General features: G+C 63.8%; 19 protein-coding genes. 5 read left to right on the top strand and 14 right to left on the bottom strand.

Annotated features, from left to right (window positions below; translation table 11 throughout):
- Positions 1 to 59: 59 nt before the first annotated feature.
- The 5 genes from GQB00_RS05700 to GQB00_RS05680 all read right to left on the bottom strand — a co-directional run bounded on the left by GQB00_RS05700 (position 60) and on the right by GQB00_RS05680 (position 4,927).
- Positions 60 to 1,367, bottom strand: a complete 1,308-nt coding sequence (locus GQB00_RS05700) for an ABC1 kinase family protein (RefSeq protein ID WP_165855506.1) — start codon at positions 1,365 to 1,367, stop codon at positions 60 to 62.
- A 151-nt stretch (positions 1,368 to 1,518) separates the two neighbouring features.
- The gene (locus GQB00_RS05695; RefSeq protein WP_165855505.1) at positions 1,519 to 2,187 is read right to left on the bottom strand and encodes a fumarylacetoacetate hydrolase family protein; all 669 of its coding nucleotides are present in this window, start codon (positions 2,185 to 2,187) and stop codon (positions 1,519 to 1,521) included.
- Positions 2,188 to 2,263: 76 nt separating this feature from the next.
- Positions 2,264 to 2,806 carry an adenine phosphoribosyltransferase gene (locus GQB00_RS05690; RefSeq protein ID WP_111495649.1) on the bottom strand — a complete coding sequence of 181 codons (543 nt, stop codon included), beginning with the start codon at positions 2,804 to 2,806 and terminating at the stop codon, positions 2,264 to 2,266.
- Between the two features lie 52 nt (positions 2,807 to 2,858).
- Positions 2,859 to 4,154, bottom strand: coding sequence for an NCS2 family permease (locus GQB00_RS05685; RefSeq protein ID WP_165855504.1), 1,296 nt, complete (start codon positions 4,152 to 4,154; stop codon positions 2,859 to 2,861).
- A 149-nt stretch (positions 4,155 to 4,303) separates the two neighbouring features.
- Positions 4,304 to 4,927: a trimeric intracellular cation channel family protein gene (locus tag GQB00_RS05680; RefSeq protein ID WP_165855503.1), complete on the bottom strand. Its 624-nt coding sequence runs from the start codon at positions 4,925 to 4,927 to the stop codon at positions 4,304 to 4,306.
- Positions 4,928 to 5,149: 222 nt separating this feature from the next.
- Here GQB00_RS05680 and GQB00_RS05675 point away from each other — a divergent pair, with 222 nt between their 5' ends.
- Positions 5,150 to 5,686 carry a BLUF domain-containing protein gene (locus GQB00_RS05675; RefSeq protein WP_165855502.1) on the top strand — a complete coding sequence of 179 codons (537 nt, stop codon included), beginning with the start codon at positions 5,150 to 5,152 and terminating at the stop codon, positions 5,684 to 5,686.
- Between the two features lie 3 nt (positions 5,687 to 5,689).
- Here the strand turns inward: GQB00_RS05675 and GQB00_RS05670 are convergent, their stop codons facing one another.
- Positions 5,690 to 6,289, bottom strand: coding sequence for a DUF2238 domain-containing protein (locus GQB00_RS05670; protein WP_165855501.1), 600 nt, complete (start codon positions 6,287 to 6,289; stop codon positions 5,690 to 5,692).
- Positions 6,290 to 6,420: 131 nt separating this feature from the next.
- Here GQB00_RS05670 and GQB00_RS05665 point away from each other — a divergent pair, with 131 nt between their 5' ends.
- A complete protein-coding gene (locus GQB00_RS05665; RefSeq protein ID WP_165855500.1) occupies positions 6,421 to 7,398 on the top strand; it encodes an NADPH:quinone oxidoreductase family protein in 978 nt (325 codons plus the stop codon).
- Between the two features lie 171 nt (positions 7,399 to 7,569).
- On the opposite strand, the gene GQB00_RS05660 is transcribed toward GQB00_RS05665, so the two are convergent.
- The 8 genes from GQB00_RS05660 to GQB00_RS05625 all read right to left on the bottom strand — a co-directional run bounded on the left by GQB00_RS05660 (position 7,570) and on the right by GQB00_RS05625 (position 18,870).
- Positions 7,570 to 9,402, bottom strand: coding sequence for a long-chain-acyl-CoA synthetase (locus tag GQB00_RS05660; RefSeq protein WP_165855499.1), 1,833 nt, complete (start codon positions 9,400 to 9,402; stop codon positions 7,570 to 7,572).
- Positions 9,403 to 9,460: 58 nt separating this feature from the next.
- Positions 9,461 to 10,285: an SDR family oxidoreductase gene (locus GQB00_RS05655; protein WP_165855498.1), complete on the bottom strand. Its 825-nt coding sequence runs from the start codon at positions 10,283 to 10,285 to the stop codon at positions 9,461 to 9,463.
- Positions 10,282 to 12,255 (bottom strand): acetyl/propionyl/methylcrotonyl-CoA carboxylase subunit alpha, encoded by a 1,974-nt coding sequence (locus GQB00_RS05650; RefSeq protein ID WP_165855497.1) that lies wholly within the window; start codon positions 12,253 to 12,255, stop codon positions 10,282 to 10,284. The genes GQB00_RS05655 and GQB00_RS05650 overlap by 4 nt, the downstream gene beginning before the upstream one ends.
- An 11-nt stretch (positions 12,256 to 12,266) precedes the next feature.
- Entirely contained in the window at positions 12,267 to 13,091 is an 825-nt protein-coding gene (locus GQB00_RS05645) for an enoyl-CoA hydratase/isomerase family protein (RefSeq protein WP_165855496.1), read from the bottom strand.
- 4 nt (positions 13,092 to 13,095) lie between these two features.
- The gene (gene atuD, locus GQB00_RS05640) at positions 13,096 to 14,256 is read right to left on the bottom strand and encodes a citronellyl-CoA dehydrogenase (protein WP_165855495.1); all 1,161 of its coding nucleotides are present in this window, start codon (positions 14,254 to 14,256) and stop codon (positions 13,096 to 13,098) included.
- Positions 14,257 to 14,573: 317 nt separating this feature from the next.
- Positions 14,574 to 16,190, bottom strand: a complete 1,617-nt coding sequence (locus GQB00_RS05635; protein ID WP_165855494.1) for an acyl-CoA carboxylase subunit beta — start codon at positions 16,188 to 16,190, stop codon at positions 14,574 to 14,576.
- Between the two features lie 11 nt (positions 16,191 to 16,201).
- A complete protein-coding gene (locus tag GQB00_RS05630) occupies positions 16,202 to 17,068 on the bottom strand; it encodes an SDR family oxidoreductase (protein WP_165855493.1) in 867 nt (288 codons plus the stop codon).
- Positions 17,065 to 18,870, bottom strand: a complete 1,806-nt coding sequence (locus GQB00_RS05625) for an acyclic terpene utilization AtuA family protein (RefSeq protein WP_165855492.1) — start codon at positions 18,868 to 18,870, stop codon at positions 17,065 to 17,067. The genes GQB00_RS05630 and GQB00_RS05625 overlap by 4 nt, the downstream gene beginning before the upstream one ends.
- A 198-nt stretch (positions 18,871 to 19,068) precedes the next feature.
- On the opposite strand from GQB00_RS05625, the gene GQB00_RS05620 reads away from it, so the two are divergent.
- The 3 genes from GQB00_RS05620 (at position 19,069) to GQB00_RS05610 (ending at position 22,123) form a co-directional block, all read left to right on the top strand.
- Complete coding sequence (locus tag GQB00_RS05620; protein ID WP_165855491.1) at positions 19,069 to 19,725, top strand: TetR/AcrR family transcriptional regulator; 657 nt, start codon at positions 19,069 to 19,071, stop codon at positions 19,723 to 19,725.
- Positions 19,726 to 19,941: 216 nt separating this feature from the next.
- The gene (locus GQB00_RS05615; RefSeq protein ID WP_165855490.1) at positions 19,942 to 21,003 is read left to right on the top strand and encodes a hypothetical protein; all 1,062 of its coding nucleotides are present in this window, start codon (positions 19,942 to 19,944) and stop codon (positions 21,001 to 21,003) included.
- A 106-nt stretch (positions 21,004 to 21,109) separates the two neighbouring features.
- On the top strand, positions 21,110 to 22,123 hold the full coding sequence (locus tag GQB00_RS05610) for a putative solute-binding protein (protein WP_165855489.1): 1,014 nt from the start codon (positions 21,110 to 21,112) through the stop codon (positions 22,121 to 22,123).
- The last annotated feature ends 12 nt before the right edge of the window (positions 22,124 to 22,135 follow it).

Below are 22,135 nucleotides of genomic sequence, written 5' to 3'. Positions count from 1 at the left end.
GATTGTCCAGCGATGTCGGCAACGGTGCAAGGTGTTCGCTGCTTTGCCGTCCGTCGACGTCAGGCGCTGTTCAGGTAGCGCTCCAGCTCCGGCCGGAAGGCCGCCTGCACGCCCAGTCGCTTCATCATCCAGTAGTGGCCGGCGATCATGCGGTCGATGAACAGGCTCTCCACCGGCGGCTGGAAGTAGTCCAGGTATTTGAAGACTGTCGGGGTCTTGGCCGCGACGTCCTTGTGGATCTCCGACTCGGCGAAATCGTAGGGGGCGTCCGTGTCGAAGGGTTTGATCAGGATGTCCCGCCACATGGCGTAGTAGGCATCGTCCACCGCCGGCTGGCTTTGTACCCGGGCTCCCAGGTCAATCAGGTGCCGGTCCAGCGCCTCGTAGTCCTCTTCCAGCGCCGCGATCAGGGCCTTGCGATAGGACTCGACAATGGCGGGTTTGAGCTTCTTGACGCAGCCGAAGTCGTACATGATCAGGGTGCCGTCCGGCCGGAAGGCGAAGTTGCCGGCGTGGGGGTCGCCGTGGATGGCGTTAAAGCGGAATAGCTGGTCCGCCATGGTGCGGAAGATGCGGTTGCCGATGTCGTTGAGGGTGGCCTGGTCGTAGTGCTCGGCGGTCACCTCGCTGATGTGGTCGCCTTCCACCAGTTCCAGCGTGAGCACCCGGCGAGTGGAGTGGCTGTCGATCACCGCCGGGATAACGACCTTGGCGTCGTCCTGGTGGAATTCGCCGAACTGGCGCAGGTTGCGGGCTTCGTTCTCGTAGTCCAGCTCTTCCTGCAGGCGTTCGCGGATCTCGCCGAAAAGCTGGTCCACGCTCTCTTTCGGCATTTTGAGCAGCCCGCCGAGGCGTAGCGCGGTGCGCAGCTGTCGCAGGTCCGAATCGCAGGATTCGTCCACGCCCGGGTACTGCACCTTGACGATCACGTCCTCGCCGCTGTGCAGACGGCCCCGATGGACCTGGCCGATCGAGGCCGCAGCGTAGGGAGCTTCCTGCAGGTAATCGAAGGCCTCCCCCAAAGGCTTGCCCAGCTCGGTTTCAATCTGCTCGACGATGACCTCGAACGGCATCGGCGGCGCTTCTTTCTGCAGCTTCTGCAGGGCGTCGGAAAACTCCTGGGGCAGGAAGTCCTGGGTCTGGGAGGCGATCTGGCCGACCTTCATGACCGCGCCCTTGAGTTCGCCCAGGGTGTCGGCGATCTGGCCCGCCATGCGGGTGTAATGCTCGCTGCGGGCCTGTTCATCCTCTTCCCGGCGAAGCAGGCGACGCGCCCGTTGTCCGGCGTACTGGCCGGCCACCGAAGCCGTCATGCCGGCGAGTTTGAAAAAACGTCCCCCTCGGGTCGTTACCGGTTTCCTGGCCATACTGGTCACCCCAACCCTCGTTGCAGCCGCTCGGGTGCGGCTGGTCGGTCCCTGTCTATACGGCGATTTCGGAGTCCGAGTTTAACCCCGTCGCCGTGCGAGGGCGACGGGAAGCGTCACATCCTTGCCGCGGCTGCGTCGGACCCAGCAGTCAACGGCTGACCTGGGTCTCCACCATCAGGCTCTCGTTCAGGGCCAGACTCAGCTTCTGGCCGGGATAGAGCGGTCCGACGCCTTCCGGCGTGCCGGTGAGCACCACATCGCCCGGCATCAGGGTGAAATGCTCGCTCATGTGCGCGATCAGCGGCACCAGCGGGAACAGCATGTCGCGGGTGGTGCCGGTCTGCTGACGGTGGTCGTCGATGTCGAGGGAGAAGGCGATGGGATCGCCATGATCCAGCGCCTCAGCGGGTACGAAGGGCGACAGCGGGCAGGCGCCGTCGAAGGCCTTGGCGCGCTCCCAGGGCTGCCCTTTGGCCTTGAGCTGGCTTTGTACATCGCGCAGGGTCAGGTCCAGCGCCAGGCCGTAGCCCAGGATGGCCTCTCGGACGTCGGCTTCGGTGGCGTTGGTGAGCGGGTTGCCGATCAGTACGGCCAGCTCGGTTTCAAAATGAACCTCGCCACGCCCCTGGGGCAGCTGGATGGATTGTTCCATGGCTGTGGCGGCGGTCGCCGGCTTGATAAACAGCAAGGGGGTATCGGGAATCGGGTTGTTCAGCTCCCTGGCGTGGGCGGCGTAGTTACGGCCGACGCAGACGATCTTGCCAAGGGGCAGTTCAATGGGGTTTCCGGTGTGCCAGAGATGTTGATAGGCGTGCATGACAGGTGCTGTCCTTCAATTGCACATTGAGGACAGCACAGTGCCACCACCCGAGTCGGGAATCAATTGTCTGAAATCAATCCCCGGCGAATTCGCACACGGTGTAGACGTTGAGGCCCTCATCCCGCAGCTTGGCGGAGCCTCCCAGGTCGGGCAGATCGATCATGGCCGCCGCCTCGAAGATCTCCGCGCCGATGCGGCGGATCAGCCGGGAGGCCGCCAGCATGGTGCCGCCGGTGGCGATCAGATCGTCCACCAGCACCACCTTGTCGCCAGGCTTGAAGGCGTCCTTGTGGAGCTCGACGGACGCCGTGCCGTATTCCAGCTGGTAGTCTTCCACCAGGGTGTCGAACGGCAGCTTGCCTTTCTTGCGCACCAGCACCAGGCCGGCGTTGAGTTCATACGCCAGCGCTGAACCGATGATGAAGCCGCGCGCGTCCACGGCCGCAATGGCGTCGATTTCCTGGCCGTGGTAGCGGTGCACGAAGGCGTCGATCAGTTTGCGGAAAGCGGTGCGATCCTGCAGGACCGTGGTGATGTCGCGGAACTGAACGCCGGGTTCGGGCCAGTCCGGCACGGTGCGGATGGCTTGCTTGATGCTTTCGGAAAAGTAGTCCATGGGATTGACCTTTGGCCGGGCGGGCGCAGCGCGGGCTGCGCCCTGCGCCGGTTTATTCGCTCAGGAAAATGAATTTCAGGATGAAGATAATCGCGATGATCACCACGCTGGCGTTCAGGTGGGACCAGCGTCCGCTCAGGGCCTTGATCAGGGCGTAGGTGATGAAGCCCATGGCGATGCCGTTGGCGATGGAGAAGGTCAGCGGCATCACCAGCGCTGTAACGACCGCGGGCGCTGCATCGGTGACGTCGTCCCACTCGATCAGCTTCAGGCCGCTGGTCATCAGCACGGCGACATAAAGCAGGGCCGGTGCGGTGGCGTAGGCCGGGATGATGCTGGCAATCGGCGACAACAGCAGGCACGCCAGGAACAGGATGGCCACCACCACGGCGGTCAGGCCGGTGCGGCCACCGGCGGAGATGCCGGCGGTGGATTCGATGTAGCTGGTGGTGGTCGAGGTGCCCAGCGCCGCGCCGGACATGGTGGCCACGGAGTCGGACATCAACGCCCGGCCCAGGCGCGGCAGCTTGCCGTCCTTGTCCAGCAGGCCACCGCGCTGGGCGGCGCCGATCAGCGTGCCGGAGGTATCGAACAGGTCTACGAACAGGAACGCGAAGACGATGCTCACCAGACCCACGTTCAGGGCGCCGGCGATGTCCAGCTGCATGAAGGTGGGCGCCAGGCTGGGCGGGGCGGACACGAAGCCGTCGAACTCGACCAGACCCAGCATCATGGCTACGACCGTGACGGCGATGATGCCGATCATCACGGCGCCGGTGATCTGGCGGTAGGACAGGGCGCAGATCAGCAGGAAGCCGCCGGCAAAGAGCAGGGTTTCCGGTGTCTGGACGTCGCCCAGGCCGACCAGGGTCGCGGGATTATCGACGACGATGCCGGCGTTTTTCAGGGCGATCAGCGCCAGGAAGAAACCGATACCGGCGGAAATGCCGAAGCGCAGAGACAGTGGAATGCTGTTGATGATCCATTCCCGGATGCGGAACACGCTCAGCAGGAAGAAAATAAAGCCGGACAGGAACACCGCGCCCAGCGCCACCTGCCAGCTGTAACCCATGCTGCCGACCACCGTGAAGGAGAAGAAGGCGTTCAGGCCCATGCCCGGCGCGAGGGCAATCGGGTAGTTGGCCCACAGACCCATGATCAGTGTGCCGATGGCGGCTGCCAGACAGGTGGCGACGAATACGGCACCGAAGTCCATGCCACTGCCGGACAGGATGCTGGGGTTGACGACGATGATGTAGGCCATCGTCAGGAAGGTGGTGATACCGGCGATGACCTCACGACGCACATCGGTGCCATGGGCCTTGAGCTGGAACAGTCTTTCGAGCATGGGTCTGCCTTGGAATGGTGAATGAAAGCTTGATTAAGGCTCCGCTCCGGGAGCCGGTCGGGACAATCCTTTCCGCGTCAGTCGGAACGGAAATCTTAGCCGCCGTCCGGGGTTATGGCCAAAAACGCGTCAACGTTTCACGGTATCCGTCAGTGGGTTCTGGCATCCCGTTGCAGGCGGATGTCGAAACGCACCGCCAGCAGGCGGACCGCCACAATGAACAGCAGGCCGATGCCCAGGGCCAGGGTTTCGTTCTGCAAGGCCCACAGGCAGGCGAAGTAGACCCAGCAGCCGGCAAAGGCAATGGAGGCGTAGATCTGGTCCTTGCGGAAGATAAACGGCACTTCGTTGCACAAGGTGTCTCGCAGGGCTCCGCCGAAGGTTCCGGTCATCACGCCCAGCAGCGAGGCGATAAAGAAGGAGTGACCGAGGTCCAATGCCAACTGCGCGCCAAGGATGGAAAAAACGGCCAGGCCGATGGCGTCCGGCAGCAGGATAAAGGATTCGCGGATGCGGCCCAGTCGCTGGTAGTAGCTGAACACCACCGCCATGAGCAGGATCAGGATGGGCATCTCCTCGTGGCGAATCCAGTACACCGGGTGGTTGTCCATGATCAGGTCGCGCAGGGTGCCGCCGCCCAGCGCGGTGACGAAGGCGATGGTGAAGATCCCCACCGGGTCCATATTGGCTTTGCGTGCGGCGATCATGCCGGAAATGGCAAAGGCGATGATCCCGATGGTTTCGAGAAAATAAAGAATATCAGGTAGATGCATCTCTAAAACCGGTCGTTCTGAGTCGGCGCGTCCTGGCGGGTTTGGACCGTTTGGTCAGTTCCTGAGCAGAAGGGCGCGCAGGATACAGGAAATCGCGGAGCGCTTCACCCCGAGCGGGTACTGAATTTCCGCAGGTCAATCTGGAGGGTGGGTGATCCGGATCCAGCTTTGCGGGGTAGGAATGGCAAGGCGTCCTGAAACATCCCACCACAGGAGACCGGAATGGCATTGATTCGTCTCGCCTACGCCAGTAAGGCCAATTTCCAGCCCCGGCCGGACAGCCAGGGTGTCGAGCCGCATGTGGCGAGAATTCTTATGGCCTCTCGTCGTAATAACCCACGTCAGGGACTGGTGGGCGGTCTGTACTTCGGCGACGGTTTCTTCTTCCAGTGCCTGGAAGGCGAATCGGACAAGGTCCACGAGCTGTTCAACCGGCTGCGTGACGACGAGCGCCATCGCGAGGTGACCCTGCTGATGGAGGAACCCATCAAGCGCCGCTCCTTCATCGACTGGTCCATGAAATACGTCCCCATCGACGCTGAGGTCAACCACCTGTTGGAGCAGGCCGGAATGGAGCGGTTCAACCCCTTCGTGTTTGACGGGGCGCTGGTCCAGTCGATGATCGACATGCTGCGTGACGGGCGCGAGGGGCTGCCCGGGACTGAGCGCAAATCCGGATCGTTCGAGCGCTTCGGGCTGGTGCTGGCGGGCGCGGTGATCGTGGTCGGCGCGCTGGCGTCGGCCGCGATCCTGTGGTGATCGTCAGCGGCCGCTGAACGCCCCCAGTTGACGGTCGTGCCAGCGACTGAGGGTGAGCAGGGCCACGATGGCGCCGCTCAGGCACCAGAGCATGTCCGACTGGGTGTCCCAGACGTAGCCCTGGGTCCCCAGGAAGGCTTCCGCGTCCTGGCCGCTGGCCAGTGCCACCCACCATTCGATCAGTTCGTAGAAGGCGCTCAGGGCCAGGGCGAAGCAGACGGTGAAGAAATTCGTCCAGGCGCCGGGGCGAATCACCTCCAGCCGCAATACGATTTCCCGGGCAATCATGACTGGCACGAAGCCCTGGGCAAAATGCCCGAGTTTGTCGTAATTGTTGCGTTCCCAGCCGAACAGGTCGCCGAGCCAGTCGAACAGCGGCACGTTGGCGTAGGTGTAGTGGCCGCCCACGATCAGGATCACGCAGTGGGCCAGGATCAGGACATAGAGCAGCGGCGTCAGGGGAAAGCGCGACCGTGTCACCGCCAGGGCCAGTGCGCCCAGCACGGCGGGCAGGACTTCCAGCACCCAGGTCAGCCGGTCGAACGGCTCGATCCCCGACCACAGCAGTACAGCGGCGAAGAGCCCGCTCCAGACGTAAACCATCGTCCTCTCCTCAGATCCACATAAATACTGTTTATGCGGAAGAATAACTGATATTGATTTGCCTCATCCTGACAATCGCATTAGCTTGACCGCATCCATTCGCCGAATCAATCACAACTAGAGGGCATGCCATGCGCGCCATTCTGTGTAAGGAATACGGCCCGGCGGAAACGCTGGTGATCGAGGATGTGGCTTCACCGGAGGCCAAGGCCAGTGGTGTCAAAGTCCGCGTCAAGGCGGCCGGTCTCAACTTTCCGGACACGCTGATTATCGAAGGCAAGTATCAGCTCAAGCCGACCATGCCGTTCTCTCCGGGCGGTGAAATGGCCGGTGAAGTACTCGAGGTGGGCGAGAAGGTCACCCGCTTCAAGCCGGGCGACCGGGTCATGGGGCTGACTGGCTTCGGCGCTTTCGCCGAGGAAATCGTCGCCGCCGAAGCCAACCTGCTGCCGGTGCCGGATGGCATGAGCGATGAAGAAGCCGCGGCCTTTACCATGGTCTACGGCACCTCCTATCACGCCCTCAAGCAGCGTGCCAACATCCAGCCGGGTGAGACCCTGTTGGTGCTGGGCGCCAGCGGCGGTGTGGGGATGGCCACGGTCGAGCTGGGCAAGGCCATGGGCGCTCACGTGATTGCCGCGGCCAGCAGCGCCGAGAAGCTGGCCATCGCCAAAGAGGCCGGCGCCGACGAATTGATCAACTATTCCGAAGAGCCGCTTAAAGAGACGGTCAAGAAGCTGACCAGCAACAAGGGCGTGGATGTGATCTATGACCCGGTCGGCGGCGACTTCACCGAGCAGGCCCTGCGCGCCATGGCGTGGAACGGGCGTCACCTGGTCATCGGTTTCGCGGCCGGCGACATCCCCAAGGTGCCTGCCAACCTGACCCTGCTGAAAGGCTGTGCGCTGATCGGCGTCTTCTGGGGCAACTTCACCCGCATGGAACCGGAGGTCAGCGCCCAGAACATGATGGATCTGCTCAAGCTCTATGGCGAGGGCAAGATCAAGCCGAAGATCAGCGAGACGTTTGCGTTTGAGGATTACGTAGGGGCGCTGAATGCGCTGACCGGGCGCAAGGCGACGGGCAAGGTGGTGCTGAAAGTCGGCTGAGCTGTGAGGTTGTGATCGTATCGCTCGACCTGCGGTCACGATCTTTAATGTAGCCGACGCTTCAGCTTCGGAGGGCCCGTCAGAGCCCCGGGTCTATCGGGCAGGCCTGCGGCCTGCTCGGAAGCTGAAGCGTCCGCTACATTGTTTGGCGAACGCCAGTGTTGTCGCCTTTTAAAAAGGGATCTCCCCACCCTCAATCCGTTTCACCAACGCCTCATCGACCTGCGTGTAGCCCGTCTCCCTCGGCAGCCAGGCATACACCCGCTCACCCGGCCGATCCACGGAATAGCCGGCGGTCTTCAGATCCGCTTTCTTGTACTTGAACGTCCCGGTCTTCTCGATAGCGGACGTCACCCGAACAAACACCGGAATGGCGTAGGGTGGCAGGTTATCCTGCAGGTAGCGAAACAGGGCATCGACGTCGAAATCGTCGACGCCGCCTTGCTGGGGCACCAGGGTCACCATCCCGGCTTTGCCGTTGGTGCCGGGAATGTCCACGCCGTAGACGATCGCTTCTTCCACCATTCCGGACTCGTCGATGATGTTTTCCACCTCCGTGGTGGAGACGTTCTCGCCCTTCCAACGGAAGGTGTCGCCCATGCGGTCGACGAACTGCAGGTGGCGCCAGCCGATTTCCTTGAGTACGTCGCCGGTATTGAACCAGGCGTCGCCCTTTTTGAACACGTCACGCAGGATGGATTTCTCCGTGGCGTCTTTCTGGGTATAGCCCTCGAACGCCCACTTGGCGGTGATTTCCCCCAGCAGCAGGCCCGGTTCGCCCGCTTTGACCTTTTCCATGCGGCCTTTTGCATTGCGCACCGGGTCGCGGGTGCCCTCGTGGTATTTCACCAGGGCGTAGGGCGCGGTGGTGAAACCGACGGTGTTTTCCATATTGAAGAAGTTGCTGAAGCCGATGTTGCCTTCACTGGAGGCGTAGAGTTCGGCCACGGTTTCGATGCCGAAACGTTCCTTGAACGGCTTCCAGATCGACGGGCGCAGGCCGTTGCCGATCATCTTGGTCAGGCCGTGATGCCGGTCGTTGGGGCCGGGCGGCTGGTTGAGCAGGTAGCGACAAAGCTCGCCCACATAGCCGAACGTGCTGGCACCGTAGCGGCGCACATCGTCCCAGAAGGCGGACGCGGAAAACCGGCGGCGCAGGGCAATCGCCGAGCCACCGGATAGCACCGAGCCCCAGCACACCAGCAGCGCCGTCGCGTGATACAGCGGCAGAGTGCAGTAGAGCACGTCGTTGGGCCCCATGTTCAGGGTCATCAGACCGAATCCGCCGTAGGCTTTGATGAACTTGCGATGGGAGCCCGGCGCGGCCTTGGGTAGCCCGGTGGTGCCCGACGTGTAGATGTAGACCGCGGTGTCGCCGAGCGTGGGCGGGGTCTTCACCGTGGGGTTGTTGCCGCGATAGCCGCTGATCATTTGCGCCAGGTTGATGTACCCGCCCGGTGTGGTGCCAGAATCCCGCAGAGAGTCGGTATCGGGCATGAACAGGCAGGGTGACGGATGGCCCAGCGTGACCTGGTGGCGGACGCCCTCGAAGACTGACGCCAGCTCCTCGCCGACCACGATCATCTGCGGTTCGATCAGGTTGATGCTATGGGCCAGCACCTTGCCATTCTGGGAGGTGTTGAGCATGGCGCAGGCGACACCAATCTTGGCGGCGCCGACCACGGTGGCCAGCAGTTCCGGTCGGTTCTCCAGCAGCACTGCGATGCTGTCGCCTTTTTTCAGGCCCTGGGCGTGCAGGTAGTGGGCAATGCGGTTGGCCCAGGCGTTGAATTCGGCGTAGCTGATGCGGCGGTCGTCGGCCAGGATGGCGGGCCGGGTGCCGTACTTTACGGCATTGTGCTCCACCAGGGTGCCCAGGGTCAGGGGCTTGCTGTCGTTCTTCAGGGAGTAGTAGTACAGCCCCTTGGCAATCGCCGGTGCCCGGCGCACCACGCCGGGCAGTTGTCGGGCAATGTCGCGTACGGAGATGGTGTCTTGGCTCATGCGTCGTTCCGTGTGTCTTGTTATCGTCTATTCGACCCCGGAACCATCGCCCGGAGCTTTAATCGAGAAACAGGTCCGGCAGCAGCGGCTTATCACCGGGGGCGTAGCGATAGCCCTCGAAATCCGTCACGCCGGCCTGGCGCAGCACGTCCTCGTCAATCAGCGCCTGCCCGGTCAGAGCGTCGGCATCCTGATTGAGAATGGCCACCGCGGCATCGGCCATGATCTCCGGCTTGCGGCCCTGGGCCATCATCGCGGCACCGCCCACTTCGAACTCAATGGCGGCGGTCGAGATCAGCGTTTTCGGCCACAGGGCATTCACCGCGATGCCGTAAGACCGGAATTCCTCGGCCATGCCGAGCGTCAGCATCGTCATGGCGTATTTGGTCGTTGTGTAGGGGCCGTATTGTGCAAACCATTTCGGCGCCAGGCTGATCGGTGGCGACAGGCTCAGGATATGCCCGCGCTCCGACTGTTTCAGCCAGGGCAGAGCGGCCTGTGAGCAATTGAACACCGCTCGCGTGTTGACCTCATGCATCAGGTCGTAGCGTTTGACCGGAAGCTTTTCCACGCCCTGCAGGCGAATCGCCCCGGCGTTGTTGATCAGGGCGTCGATGCCCCCGAAATGTTCGCCCGCCTCGTCGATCCGTTCCCGGACCAGAGTCTCATCGCGCACGTCCAGCACCAGCGGCAGCGCCCGGCCGCCGGCGGCTTCGATTTCCTCGGCGACGCTGTGAATCGTGCCCGGCAGTTTCGGGTGCGGTTGGTCCGACTTGGCGCCGATGACAACGTTGGCGCCGTCCCTGGCGCAGGCCAGGGCAATGGCCCGGCCGATACCCCGACTGCCGCCGGTAATAAATACGGTTTTGCCATGCATGCTCATGCCGTGGCTCCTTCGTTGGATGCGTCGTCGCTGACGAGTTCGACCAGCAACTGGCGACGTTTGACCTGGTTACCCGCGCTGACGTGGACTGCGGCAATCTCGCCGTCCCGTTCCGCCACCAGCGGGTGCTCCATCTTCATGGCTTCCAATACCACCAGCGTATCACCCCGTTTGACCGTCTGACCGGCTTCCGCGCGCACGTCGATGATGGCGCCGTCCATGGAGGCCAGAACCCGGTCCGACGCGCTGCCCTCAAGAGCAGAGGCAGGCGCGTGGGTGACGTCGCGAAGGCAGACGCTCCGGCTGAGCTGCTGCCAATATAGGTGATCCCCATCACGCAGGTATTGGCAACGCTGACGAACGCCATTGTCGATATAGTCCAGCTCGGATTCGGAGATTGAAACGATCTGGAGAGGGATGCGACGTTCGCCCTGAACGACGTCAACGCCGCTGTGGTGCCAGTGCAGGGCAATCTCATGGTGCGCGTCGCCCGCCGCCAGACAGAACGGCAGCGGCGTGGGCAGGCTATTGCTCCAACGGCTCCCGGTGTCGCCAGACTGGTGGGCAAAGACGATCGCCGCCAGGCCCAAGTCAGTCAGGGACGGCTCGGCTGGCTGTAGGCTCTCGTCATCGGCGAAAGCCTGCTCCAGAAACGCGGTGGTTGCGGCTCCTTCGATGAAAACCGGGTGGCCCAGAATGCGACTCAGGAACGCGCGGTTGGTGGTCACGCCCATCACGCGCATGTCCTCCAGGGCCCGACGCAGCCGGCGAATGGCATCGGCGCGGGTGCTGCCGCAGGCGATCACCTTGGCCAGCATGGGATCGTAGAAAGGCGTGACAGTATCGCCGGCCTGCACGCCGCTGTCGTAGCGAACGCCGTCGACGGGGGCCGGCGCGTAGTCGGCCAGCGTCCCGGTCTGCGGCATGAACTGGTCGGCGGGATCCTCGGCGTACAGCCGGACCTCCACGGCGTGGCCGGTGAGCGCGACATCCTCCTGGCGCAGAGGCAGCTCAGCGCCTTCGGCGATCTGTACCTGCCAGTGCACCAGATCCTGGCCGGTGACCAACTCGGTGACGGGGTGTTCGACCTGCAGTCGTGTGTTCATTTCCAGGAAGTAGAAGTTCCGCTCCCGGTCCACCAGGAACTCGACGGTACCGGCGCCCACGTAGTGGCAGGCTTTCGCGGCTTTGACCGCCGCTTCGCCCATGGCCGCCCGCAGTTCCGGGGTCATGAAGGGAGAGGGGGCCTCTTCCACCACTTTCTGGTGGCGGCGCTGGATGGAGCAGTCGCGTTCGCCGAGGTGAATGACGTTGCCGTGGGTGTCGGCGAAGACCTGGATTTCGATGTGGCGCGGCTCGATCACGGCTTTTTCGAGGATCAGCTCGTCGTCGCCGAAAGCGTTTTGGGCTTCCGAGCGGGCTCGCTGGATCTGGTCGGCCAGTTCGCCGGGTTCGTGGACCAGCCGCATGCCGCGACCGCCACCCCCGGCAGACGCCTTGATCATCACCGGGAAGCCGACGGATTTGGCCGCCTGCTGGAGTGCGTCATCGCTGGCGCCGGCTTCCTCGAATCCGGGTACGACGGGCACGCCGGCTTCCTGCATGGCCACTTTGGAGCGGCGTTTGCTGCCCATCAGCTCAATGGCGGAGGCGGGCGGACCAATAAAGCTCAGGCCCGCTTCGGCGCAGGCCTCGGCAAACCTGGCGTTCTCCGAGAGAAAGCCGTATCCCGGATGGATGGCATCCGCGCCTGTGCGGGCGGCGGCGTCCAGAATCGCGTCGGCATTGAGATAGGATGCATTGACGGTGGCGGGCCCGAGGCGCACCGCTTCGTCGGCGAGACGAACGTGCAGGGCGTTGGCGTCGGCATCGCTGTAGACCGCGACCGTTCGGTACCCCTGGGCGTTGGCGGTGCGCAGGATCCGCACGGCGATTTCGCCACGGTTGGCGATCAGGATCTTGTGGATCATGGCCGGATTCCTCATGGCGTGTCGTCGGTTGTTGCCCAGGCGGGCGGCCGCTTTTGCATGAAGGCCGTCGTGCCTTCGGCGCCTTCCTCCCCCCGGACCGCATCGGCGAACTGTTGCGCGGCGTCGTCCAGCAGGGACGGCATCGGCTCGTGGCCGACCCGGTGCAACAGGGCTTTGGTGGCCGCCGTAGCGTGTGGCGCACAGCGGATCAGGCTGGCGAGGGCGTCATCGAGCGCACCGGTCAGGGCCTCTTCGCTGTCGTGCACGGCATGCACGAGACCCAGACGGCACGCCTCGTGGCCATCGACCTTCAGTCCCAGCAGGGCCAGCCGACGGGCCTGGGTCAGGCCGATGCGCTCCACCACGAACGGCGCAATCTGGGCTGGAATGATGCCCAGGCTGGTTTCCGGCATGGCGAACTTTGCGGTATCCCGGGCCAGGGCCAGGTCGCTCACGCAGGCCAGCCCGAAGCCGCCGCCCATCACAGCGCCCTCAAGAATGGCAATGACCATCTGAGGAGCCGTGTTGACGGTCTCGATCAACCGACCAAAGGCCCGGTTCAGGTCGCGGAACGGATCGTTGTACGCCGTGGCCTTCTGGGAGCGGGCGGCCGCCATATCGCGGATATCGCCGCCGGCACAGAAATGACCGCCGGCGCCGCGCAGGACCACGCTGCGGATCGCGTCATCATCCGCGATGGCCTCGAACACCGCCGCCATGTCCCGGACCATCGCCAGGCTCATGGCATTGCGGGCGTCCGGCCGGTTCAACGTCAGGTGAAGCACCGGCCCCCGTTGATCGAGGGCCAGGGTGTCGCAATCGGGCAGTGTCGTCATGGGATCAGTCCTTGTGCTTGCCGGGCAGGATGCCCATCAGCTTGCAGATGATGCCCAGCATGATCTCGTCGGCGCCGCCGCCGATGGACACCAGCCGCACATCGCGGTAGGCGCGGGACAGCGGGTTGTCCCACATGTAACCCATGCCGCCCCAGTATTGCAGGCAGCTGTCGGTGACTTCTCGGCCCAGTCGGCCGGCCTTGAGCTTGGCCATGGACGCCAGGCGGGTGACGTCCTTGCCCTGGATATGCAGCTCGCACGCCTGATAGGTAAGGGCGCGCAGCGCTTCCACTTCGGTCTGCAGTTCGGCGAGGCGGAAGTGGATGGACTGGTTGTCGATCAGCGGCTGGCCGAAGGTCTGGCGCTCCCGGCAGTAGCCGATGGTGACCTCGATGCAGTGCTCCAGCGCCTTGATCACATTGGCGGCGCCCCACATGCGCTCTTCCTGGAACTGCACCATCTGCATCATGAAGCCGGTGCCTTCCGCGCCGATGCGGTTGCGCTGCGGCACCCGCACGTCGTCGAAGAACACCTGGGCGGTTTCGGAGGAACGCATGCCCAGCTTGTTCAGGTGCGGCGAGAAGGAGATGCCCGGCGTGTTCATCGGCACCATGATCAGCGACTTGTTCTTGTGGGGCTTGTCGTCCGAGGTGTTGGCCAGCAGGCAGATGAAATCGGCGCTGGGGGAGTTGGTGATCCACATCTTGGCGCCGTTGATCACGTAATCGTCGCCATCCTTGCGGGCGATGGTTTTCATGCCGGCCACGTCGGACCCGGCGCCCACTTCGCTGACGCCGATGCAGCCGACCATGTCACCCGCGATGGCCGGGGCCAGGAATTCCCGTTTGAGTTCGTCGGAGCCGAACCGGGCGAGAGCGGGTGTACACATGTCGGTTTGCACGCCGACGGCCAGCGGCACGCCGCCACAGTGCGCGGTGCCCAGCTCTTCCGCAACCACCAGGTTGTAGCTGTAGTCCAGCCCCATGCCGCCGAATTCCTCGGGCTTGTGAATGCCCAGTAGGCCCAGTTTGCCGAGCTTGCCGAATACATCATGGATGGGGAACGTGCCGGCCTCTTCCCATTCGTCGCAGTGGGGGTTGATCTCCTTTTCGACAAAGTCGCGGACGGTTTTGCGCAGAGCGTCGTGTTCTTCGGTGAATAGCATGTGGATACCCTTTGTTCTTGTGTCTGTGGTGGCTGTTGTTCTTTGTGTTCTGTTTCTTTGTTTCTTGTGTAGCCGACGCTTTAGCTTCGGAGGCGCCGAAGGTGCCTGCTTTGTCCCCGGGGCGTGAAACCAATGGGCATCATCGCTTCCGCCGCCCTAGAGGGCCATCCCTGGCCCGCTATTGCGGTCAAGGACGTCCGTGTCCTTTTCTCCAGCGATGATACCCATTGGTTTCGATCTGACCTTTCGGTAAAGCGCCGGGGCCCTGGAGGGCCCTCCGAAGCTAAAGCATCGGCTACATTGTTCGTGCTGTCCTGTTACAACCGCGCCACGCCGAAGCTGTTGGGGCGCAGTTCCCGTTGTTCCGCCTCGCGACAGACCGACAGCACCATCGCCAGTACTTTGCGAGTGTCGCGCGGATCGATCAGGCCATCGTCCCAGAGCCGGGCGGTGCCGAAGAGGGCGGTTGAGCCGTCTTCCAGCTTCTTGGCCGTCGCCTGCTCCAGGAAATCGAGCGTTTTTTCTTCGGGCTCCAGACCGTTGCGCCGCTGTTTTTCCTCGGCCACGATCCGCATGACTTTGCCGGCCTGGGCCGGGCCCATAACGGCGGTGCGGCTGTTGGGCCAGGCGAAGATGAAACGCGGATCCAATCCCCGACCGCACATCGCGTAGTTGCCGGCCCCGTAGGAACCGCCCACGACCACCGCCAGTTTCGGCACCCGGCAATTGGCCACCGCCTGGATCATTTTCGACCCGTGCTTGATGATGCCGTGCTGCTCGGCGTGGGTGCCCACCATGAAGCCGGTGGTGTTGTGCAGGAACAGGATGGGCGTGCCCGCCTGGTCGCAGAGCTGGATGAACTGCGCCGCCTTGGTGGCGCCTTCCGGCGTGATCGGGCCGTTGTTGCCGATGATGCCGACGCGATGCCCGCAGATGCGGATCGTGCCGCAGACGGTTTGGTCGTCGTAGCCGGCCTTGAAGTCCTGGAAACGGGAGCCGTCGGCGATGCGCGCGAGGATCTCACGGACGTCGTAGGGCTTCTTGGGATCGGCCGGGATCACGCCGGTCAGTTCGTCGGTTGAATAGAGCGGCTCTTCCCAGTCCGGAGATTGGGCCGGTGGCCGATGTTCGTTCCAGGCCAGGGCATCCAGCACCTCGCGGGCGTGGCGAATGCCGTCGGCGTCGTTCTCGGCCAGGTATTCGGCGGTGCCGGCGATCTCGGCGTGCATTTCCGCACCGCCCAACTCCTCGTCCATGGCGATCTCGCCGGTGGCGGCTTTGAGCAGCGGCGGCCCGGCCAGGAACATCTTGGCTTTGTTGCGCACCACGATGACGTAGTCGGACAACCCGGGCTGGTAGGCGCCCCCCGCTGTGGCATTGCCATGCACCACGGTCACCTGCGGAATGCCGGCGGCGGACATCCGGGCCTGGTTGGCAAAGCCCCGGGCGCCCAGCACGAAGATGTCGGTCGCGTAGTTCAGGTTGGCCCCGCCGCTTTCCGACAGGGAGACCACCGGCAGCTTGTTTTCCATCGCGATCTGCTGCAGGCGCAGGGTCTTGTCCAGACCGGCCGGCGTAATCGTGCCGCCCTTGATGGCGCAGTTGCTGGCGACCACCAGGCAGCGAATGCCGCTGACGGTGCCAATGCCGGCGATGATGCCGCCCCCGGCCAGGCTGCCGTCCTTGTCGTCGTACATTTTGTAGCCGGCCAGGGAACACAGTTCGAGAAACGGGGTGCCGCGGTCCAGAAGTCGGTTGATGCGGTCGCGGGGCAGCAGCTTGTCTTTCTTGGTGAACTTCTCGCGGGCGGATTCGGCCAGCGCAAGCACCTGCTTCTCGACGTCGCGGAATGTCTCGATGTGCTGCTGCATCGCTGCGGCGTTCTCGGCGAATTCTTCGGACTGGGGATCAATGGCCGATTCGAGGATCTGCATAAACGACTCCCTCAGTCTTCACTGAAAATCTTGGGGGTGACGGCGCGGTGGAAGCCGTTGAAGACCGCCACGTTCTTCGCCTTGGGCAGCGGCCACACGCGACCGCCCTGGGAGGCGGCGCCGTCGATGCGCAGCGTGTCCCCGCTGATGAAGGCCGCCGCCGGGCTCAGCAGGAAGCAGATCGCGGCACTGACTTCGGATTCGGTGCCGAGGCGTCGGCTGGGCACCGCATCGGCCAGGCCGCGGATCCAGGCCTTCATCTGTTCCGGATAGGTGTCCATGCCGCTGGAGGCGATCCAGCCCGGGGCCACGGCGTTGACCCGCACACCGGTCGCGGCCCATTCCACGGCAGCGGTCTGGGTGAAGTTGACCATGCCCGCGCGGGCTGCGCCCGAGTGCCCCATGCCGGGCATGCCGCCCCACATGTCGGCCACGATGTTGACGATGGCGCCGCCGGTCTGGCTCAGGGACTGGTTGTAGAGTTCCCTTGCCATCAGGAAGCCGCCGGTGAGGTTGGTGCGCACGACCGTTTCCCAGCCTTTCTGGCTGATGCCGGCCAGGGGGGAGGGAAACTGCCCGCCGGCGTTGTTGACCAGTCCGCTTACCGGGCCATGATCGGCGAGGATCTGTTTGACGGTGGCGGCCACGATCTCTTCGTCCCGAATGTCGCAGGGATGGGCCGACGCGCTGCCGCCGTCCTCGATGATTTCGCCCCGGACGGTATCCAGTTTTTCCGGCTTGCGACCGACCAGTGCCACGTGGGCGCCCAGGGACGCCAGTTCGTGGGCCGTGCAGCGGCCGATGCCGGAGCCGCCACCGGTGACGACGAGGGTCTGGCCGTCAAACAGGCCGGGGCGGAGTACGGATTGGTAGCTCATGATCGGTTTCCTTTCAGCACGGCTTGGGAGATGGGGATGGGCATGTCCAGCAACTGCTGGGCAAAGGCCTTGCCCTGGGGGTCGATGCGAAGACTGGCGACGCCGCCGCCTCCGAGGCTGTGTTCCAGCAGGAAGTTGAACGCGTGGAAGCCGGGCAGGGCCCAGCGTGTCACGCGGCCGCTTTGTGGGTTCAGGACATGGCCCATCCAATGGGCCACGGCGTCTTCGGTCAGGGCGGCCGCCAGGTAGGGCACGTATTCCGGGTGTCGGGCGATCACGCCGATGTTGCTGTGGTCGCCCTTGTCGCCGCTGCGGGCCCAGGCCAGTTCGATCAGCGGGACGGTGGTGTCCGTATCGCTGATGGTCGGGAAAGACGTCGTGTCCTCGCCATCGTCGATGTCGGAGGCGCCGTCGGCGCGGACTGCGACGGGCGTTGTCTCGCCGGCCATGTCCACGCTCACCTCGACCTGATCCTTCGGCACCAGGCAGGAGAACAGGCGGATCTTGGGCCAGACCGTGGGGCGGCCGCCGACAATGCCGGTCAGGCCGGGTGCCATGCCGGTCGCCGCCTGGGCGATTTCGCGCGAGAACAGCACCAGCGCTTCTTTTTTGGGGTGAGCCGCGCTGATCTTGACGACCACTTCCCGTGTTTGCCCGGCGCGGCTGTGCGGTCCGTAGGTAGCTTCGGTACCCAGCAGTTCCACGCTGGTTTCGGTGTAGGGCGGCAGGCCGCGTTCCTCGAACAGTCGACTGGTCTTGTCGAGGATGGCATCGGCCACGCATTGGGCCTTTTTCGGGGCATCGATGCCGCCGATCAGGAAGGTCACCGTGCATTTGTGGCCATCGGGCCAGGTGCCGGAGACCTTGTAGCGGTTGGTGGGCGCGCGGCCGGTGGCGCCGGAGACGGCAACGCGGTCCTGGCCAAGATCGTCGAGATGGACCTGGGTGAAATCGCAGGCCACGTCCGGCAGCAGATAGGCGCGCGGGTCGCCGATTTCATAGACGAGTTGCTCGGCGACGGTGCCGACGCTGACCCGGCCGCCGGTGCCTTCCGGCTTGGTGATCACGAAGTCGCCGCTTTCCTCGACCTCGACGATAGGAAAGCCCATATCCGCGAATCCGTCCGCCACGCTTTCCCAGTCGGTGAAATTGCCGCCGGTGGCCTGGGCGCCGCATTCGATCAGGTGGCCGGCCAGGCTGCCCTGGGCCAGCTTGTCGTAGTCGTCCCAGGCCCAGCCGAATTCATGCACCAGCGGCGCCAGGACCAGGGCGCTGTCGGTCACGCGGCCGGTGATGACGATGTCGGCGCCGGCTTCCAGGGCAGTCACAATGCCGGGAGCCCCCAGGTAGGCGTTCATGCTGACCATCATCGGCGGCATCGGGTCGCCGGTGGTCATCTCGCGGATGCCCTGCTCGTCGAGCTGTTGCTTCTGTGGCAGCAGGTTGTCGCCCAGGACGAGTGCGATGTTCAGATCAACGCCCTGTTCCTCACACAGTGCCTGGAGGGCGTCACGGCAGGATTCGGGATTCACGCCTCCGGCGTTGCTGACGACCCGGATGCCCTGGTTTTTGATGTCCTTCAGCAGCGGTCCCATGACCGTCTGCACGAAATCCCGGGCGTAGCCCGCCTTCGGGTCTTTCATGCGCTGGCCGGCCATGATCGACATCGTGATTTCGGCCAGGTAATCGGAGACCAGGTAGTCCAGGTTGCCCTGGCTCACCAGCTGGCGGGCGGCGGTTTCCGTGTCGCCCCAGAAGGCGGCGGAGCAGCCGATGCGCAGGGTGCGGGATGGGTCTGCCATGGGGTGTCCTCTCACTGTCTGTTGTGTCTACGCGCTGTTGTGTCTGCGCGACACGCTTGCCGGTTCGTCCGGTTGTTTTTATGGATGATTCGAAAACTGATTTAACGCCTTTTCACGCTACCAAGCAAGCGCTTGGTTTGTAAATGAGGTGGTTGCGGGTACACTGGCCCGAGCAGACATCGGCTCCCGCAGGAGCCGATGTATCGGATTCATTCCAGCAACCACAGGAAGCAACCCTTGACGCCACAATCCATCCAGGCCGAACTGGTCGCGAACGGGACGATTTCCGACCCGCTCGGGGCCCGGGGGCGGCTGCTGCACGAAGCGGCGCGCCTGTTCCGGGAAAAGGGCTATGAGCGGACGACGGTTCGAGACCTCGCCGCGGCCGTGGGCATTCAGTCCGGCAGCCTGTTCCACCATTTCCGCTCCAAGGAAGACATTCTCAAGGCGGTGATGGAGGAAACCATCATCCTCAACACGGAGCTGATGCGGCACGCCCTGAGGCAGGCCGCGACGCCCCGGGAACGACTGCGGGCGCTGATCCGGTGCGAGCTGGAATCGATCAACGGCCAGACCGGCGAAGCCATGGCGGTGCTGGTGTTCGAGTGGCGCAGCCTGTCAGCCGCCTCCCAGCAGGATGTCCTGCATTTGCGGGACGTCTATGAGGCGATGTGGCTGGAAGTCCTGGGGGAGCTCAAAGCCAACGGTGCCACTGCCGCCGATCCTTTCCTGACCCGGCGCATGCTGACCGGCGCACTGAGCTGGACAGTGACCTGGTATCGCCCCGACGGGCCGCGCAGTCTCGATGACCTGGCTGATGATGTGATGTCCATGCTGGGGCTGGCCGGTGAGTAAATGGCTGATGAGCATAGCCTTTCAGGCCGGGTGTGGCGCGGGTGGCGTGTTGTGTATTGGCCTGATTGGCCAATTTCCACGGCAGTCCGGTCATTCACTAAGTGCGACCCAGGTCGCATCCTTTTCTCAAACCGGGGAGTAGACCGAGTTTCTGGCGCCTGGCCAGACGGACCGGTGCACTCCATCGCACAACAATAATCAGAGAAAGGATCCGGCATGAAAGCTTTCGTCATCCCTGGCCTGACCCGCTCGGGCCACACGTCCCGACTCCTGCTCACCTTCGGCATGATCGCCCTGTTGGCCGGTTGTGGTTACAACCCGGTCTACCAGACCACCGGTGCGGTGTTTGCCGGCTATTCGGAATCCGAGGCCACGCCTTACGTCCTGCAAATGGGGGACGCGGATATGGCCTGCGATCTGGGCCGGTCGCTGGATCCGCTGGTCTACTCTTTCTCGCGGGTCACCGACCGGCCCGATACCACCGGCTCGCTGCTGCAGTTGCTGGCGGCCAACTGCTCCGAGCAGCAGGCCTGGGAGCAGGAACTGCGCTACGAGCGCGCCATCTTCAACGACGACGTGCCCGAAGCCAAAGACGCGCGCACCGCGGCCAAGCGCTGGCATGAGCTGACCGCCAAGCGTCGGCTGGAAGCCTTCAACCGGGCCATGCGCGCCTACGAGTACGATCCGGCGGATCCCGAAGCGGAATGCCCCTTCCTCTACGCCGACCAGGACGAACTGACCTTCCTGCTGGGGCTGCTGACCGGCCTGCAAGCCATCATCAACGACACCAATTCCGGCGGCGCCGCGGGCGTGCCCAAGGACATCGCGCCCCAGGCGGAACGCGCTGCCCAGTGCCTGGACAACGAGAAGTGGGGCGGTCTGCCCAACGCCATCCGGGCCAACGTCTGGCTGCTGCTGCCGGACACTCGCCCGATGATGTCGCCGGATCCCTGGCGACTGCTGAAGAACAGCTCCGAGCTGGGGGTTGAGGCCGGTTTCCGGGCTTCCATGGCCCTGGAGGCCGTGGCCGGTGAAACCGCCGGGCGCCGGGACGTGATCGAAGACGTCATTCGTCGCTTCGACGCGGCCGAGAGCACCATTCAGGTGAGCGAGGATTATCGCCTGGTGGACCAGGTGGGCCGCAATGTGATCACGCATGTGTCCGACAAGCTCTGGACCCGTGAATACGGCTATCGGACTCCGGCCGCCTATTTTGGGCAACTGAGTCCGGAGAGCTCCTCGGACACTGAGACCATGGACCTGGACGACCTGCTTTGATCCAGCGCTCCTGAGGGACCGGCGCCGCTGAGGGGAAAGAGCGGTGCCCGGTTCGCACCCTGATTTGACGTTCAACAATCACAAGAAGTCACTTTGGAGGTTTCCAATGTTCCGCAAAACCACCGCAGCTCTGTTGATGACAATGGCCGTGGCGCCCATGGCGCAGGCGAAGAGCGCCAGCATGTGCGTGTTCGACGTCATCGGCGCCAATGGCGATGTTTACAACCTGATGAAGGACTATGCCCTGGAAATGAAGGGCCACGGTCTGGATATCCAGCTCAAACCCTACACCGATGAAGGTGTGGCGCTCGGAGACTTCCAGTCCGGTCAGTGCGACATCCTGGCGGCGACCGACCTGCGCACACGTCGGTTCAATCGTTTCACGGGTTCCATCAGCGCCGTGGGTGCCATTCCCACCTACGACAACCTCAAGACCGTCCTGGCGACCCTGGCCCAGCCCAAGGCCGCCAGGTTTATGAAGGAAGGGGACTATGAGGTCCTGGGCATCGCGCCGGCGGGGGCGGGCTACCTGTTCGTCAATGACCGTTCCATCGACACCGCCGGTGAACTGGCGGGCAAGCGCATGGCCACGCTGGATTACCAGAAAGACGCGATCCACATGGTCAATTACGTCAAGGCCACGGTGGTGCCCTCGGACATCACCAACTTCGCCGGCAAGTTCAACAACGGCTCGGTGGATACTGCCTACGCGCCGGCCTTCGCCTACGAGGCGCTGGAGCTGTACAAGGGCGTCGGCGACGACGGTGGCATCGTGGACTACCCGTTGGCCCAGCTCACGGTGCAGATGGTGGCTCGGGACGAACTGCTGAATGACGACGAGGCGCAGCAGGCGCGGGAAGTGGCGTGGGCGATGTATCCCCAGGCCATGGCGCTGGTGAAGAGGAGCGAGAAGAACATCCCGGACGACCAGTGGATCAATATTCCCGACGAGGATATCCAGGGCTACCAGGAAATGTTCCGGGAGAACCGCCTGGAGCTGCGCGACGGCAAGAACGGGGCGCCCAGCGTCTACGATCCCAAGATGCTGCACCTGCTGAGCAAGGTCCGCTGCGCCAGCAATCCCGGCGCGTCCGAGTGCACCGCTGGCAACCGCGAATAAGGCAGGTCTGGC

The sequence above is a fragment of the Marinobacter sp. JSM 1782161 genome (assembly GCF_011421605.1).
Taxonomy (GTDB): domain Bacteria; phylum Pseudomonadota; class Gammaproteobacteria; order Pseudomonadales; family Oleiphilaceae; genus Marinobacter_A; species Marinobacter_A bohaiensis.
Note: the sequence above shows the minus strand (reverse complement) of the source record. Positions and strands in the feature narration are given on the sequence as shown.

Coding starts and splice junctions, on each gene's coding strand:
- GQB00_RS05700 (WP_165855506.1), bottom strand. CDS start 1,367: ATGGCCAGGAAACCGGTAACGACCCGAGGGGGACGTTTTTTCAAACTC.
- GQB00_RS05695 (WP_165855505.1), bottom strand. CDS start 2,187: ATGCACGCCTATCAACATCTCTGGCACACCGGAAACCCCATTGAACTG.
- GQB00_RS05690 (WP_111495649.1), bottom strand. CDS start 2,806: ATGGACTACTTTTCCGAAAGCATCAAGCAAGCCATCCGCACCGTGCCG.
- GQB00_RS05685 (WP_165855504.1), bottom strand. CDS start 4,154: ATGCTCGAAAGACTGTTCCAGCTCAAGGCCCATGGCACCGATGTGCGT.
- GQB00_RS05680 (WP_165855503.1), bottom strand. CDS start 4,927: ATGCATCTACCTGATATTCTTTATTTTCTCGAAACCATCGGGATCATC.
- GQB00_RS05675 (WP_165855502.1), top strand. CDS start 5,150: ATGGCATTGATTCGTCTCGCCTACGCCAGTAAGGCCAATTTCCAGCCC.
- GQB00_RS05670 (WP_165855501.1), bottom strand. CDS start 6,289: ATGGTTTACGTCTGGAGCGGGCTCTTCGCCGCTGTACTGCTGTGGTCG.
- GQB00_RS05665 (WP_165855500.1), top strand. CDS start 6,421: ATGCGCGCCATTCTGTGTAAGGAATACGGCCCGGCGGAAACGCTGGTG.
- GQB00_RS05660 (WP_165855499.1), bottom strand. CDS start 9,402: ATGAGCCAAGACACCATCTCCGTACGCGACATTGCCCGACAACTGCCC.
- GQB00_RS05655 (WP_165855498.1), bottom strand. CDS start 10,285: ATGAGCATGCATGGCAAAACCGTATTTATTACCGGCGGCAGTCGGGGT.
- GQB00_RS05650 (WP_165855497.1), bottom strand. CDS start 12,255: ATGATCCACAAGATCCTGATCGCCAACCGTGGCGAAATCGCCGTGCGG.
- GQB00_RS05645 (WP_165855496.1), bottom strand. CDS start 13,091: ATGACGACACTGCCCGATTGCGACACCCTGGCCCTCGATCAACGGGGG.
- atuD (WP_165855495.1), bottom strand. CDS start 14,256: ATGCTATTCACCGAAGAACACGACGCTCTGCGCAAAACCGTCCGCGAC.
- GQB00_RS05635 (WP_165855494.1), bottom strand. CDS start 16,190: ATGCAGATCCTCGAATCGGCCATTGATCCCCAGTCCGAAGAATTCGCC.
- GQB00_RS05630 (WP_165855493.1), bottom strand. CDS start 17,068: ATGAGCTACCAATCCGTACTCCGCCCCGGCCTGTTTGACGGCCAGACC.
- GQB00_RS05625 (WP_165855492.1), bottom strand. CDS start 18,870: ATGGCAGACCCATCCCGCACCCTGCGCATCGGCTGCTCCGCCGCCTTC.
- GQB00_RS05620 (WP_165855491.1), top strand. CDS start 19,069: ATGTATCGGATTCATTCCAGCAACCACAGGAAGCAACCCTTGACGCCA.
- GQB00_RS05615 (WP_165855490.1), top strand. CDS start 19,942: ATGAAAGCTTTCGTCATCCCTGGCCTGACCCGCTCGGGCCACACGTCC.
- GQB00_RS05610 (WP_165855489.1), top strand. CDS start 21,110: ATGTTCCGCAAAACCACCGCAGCTCTGTTGATGACAATGGCCGTGGCG.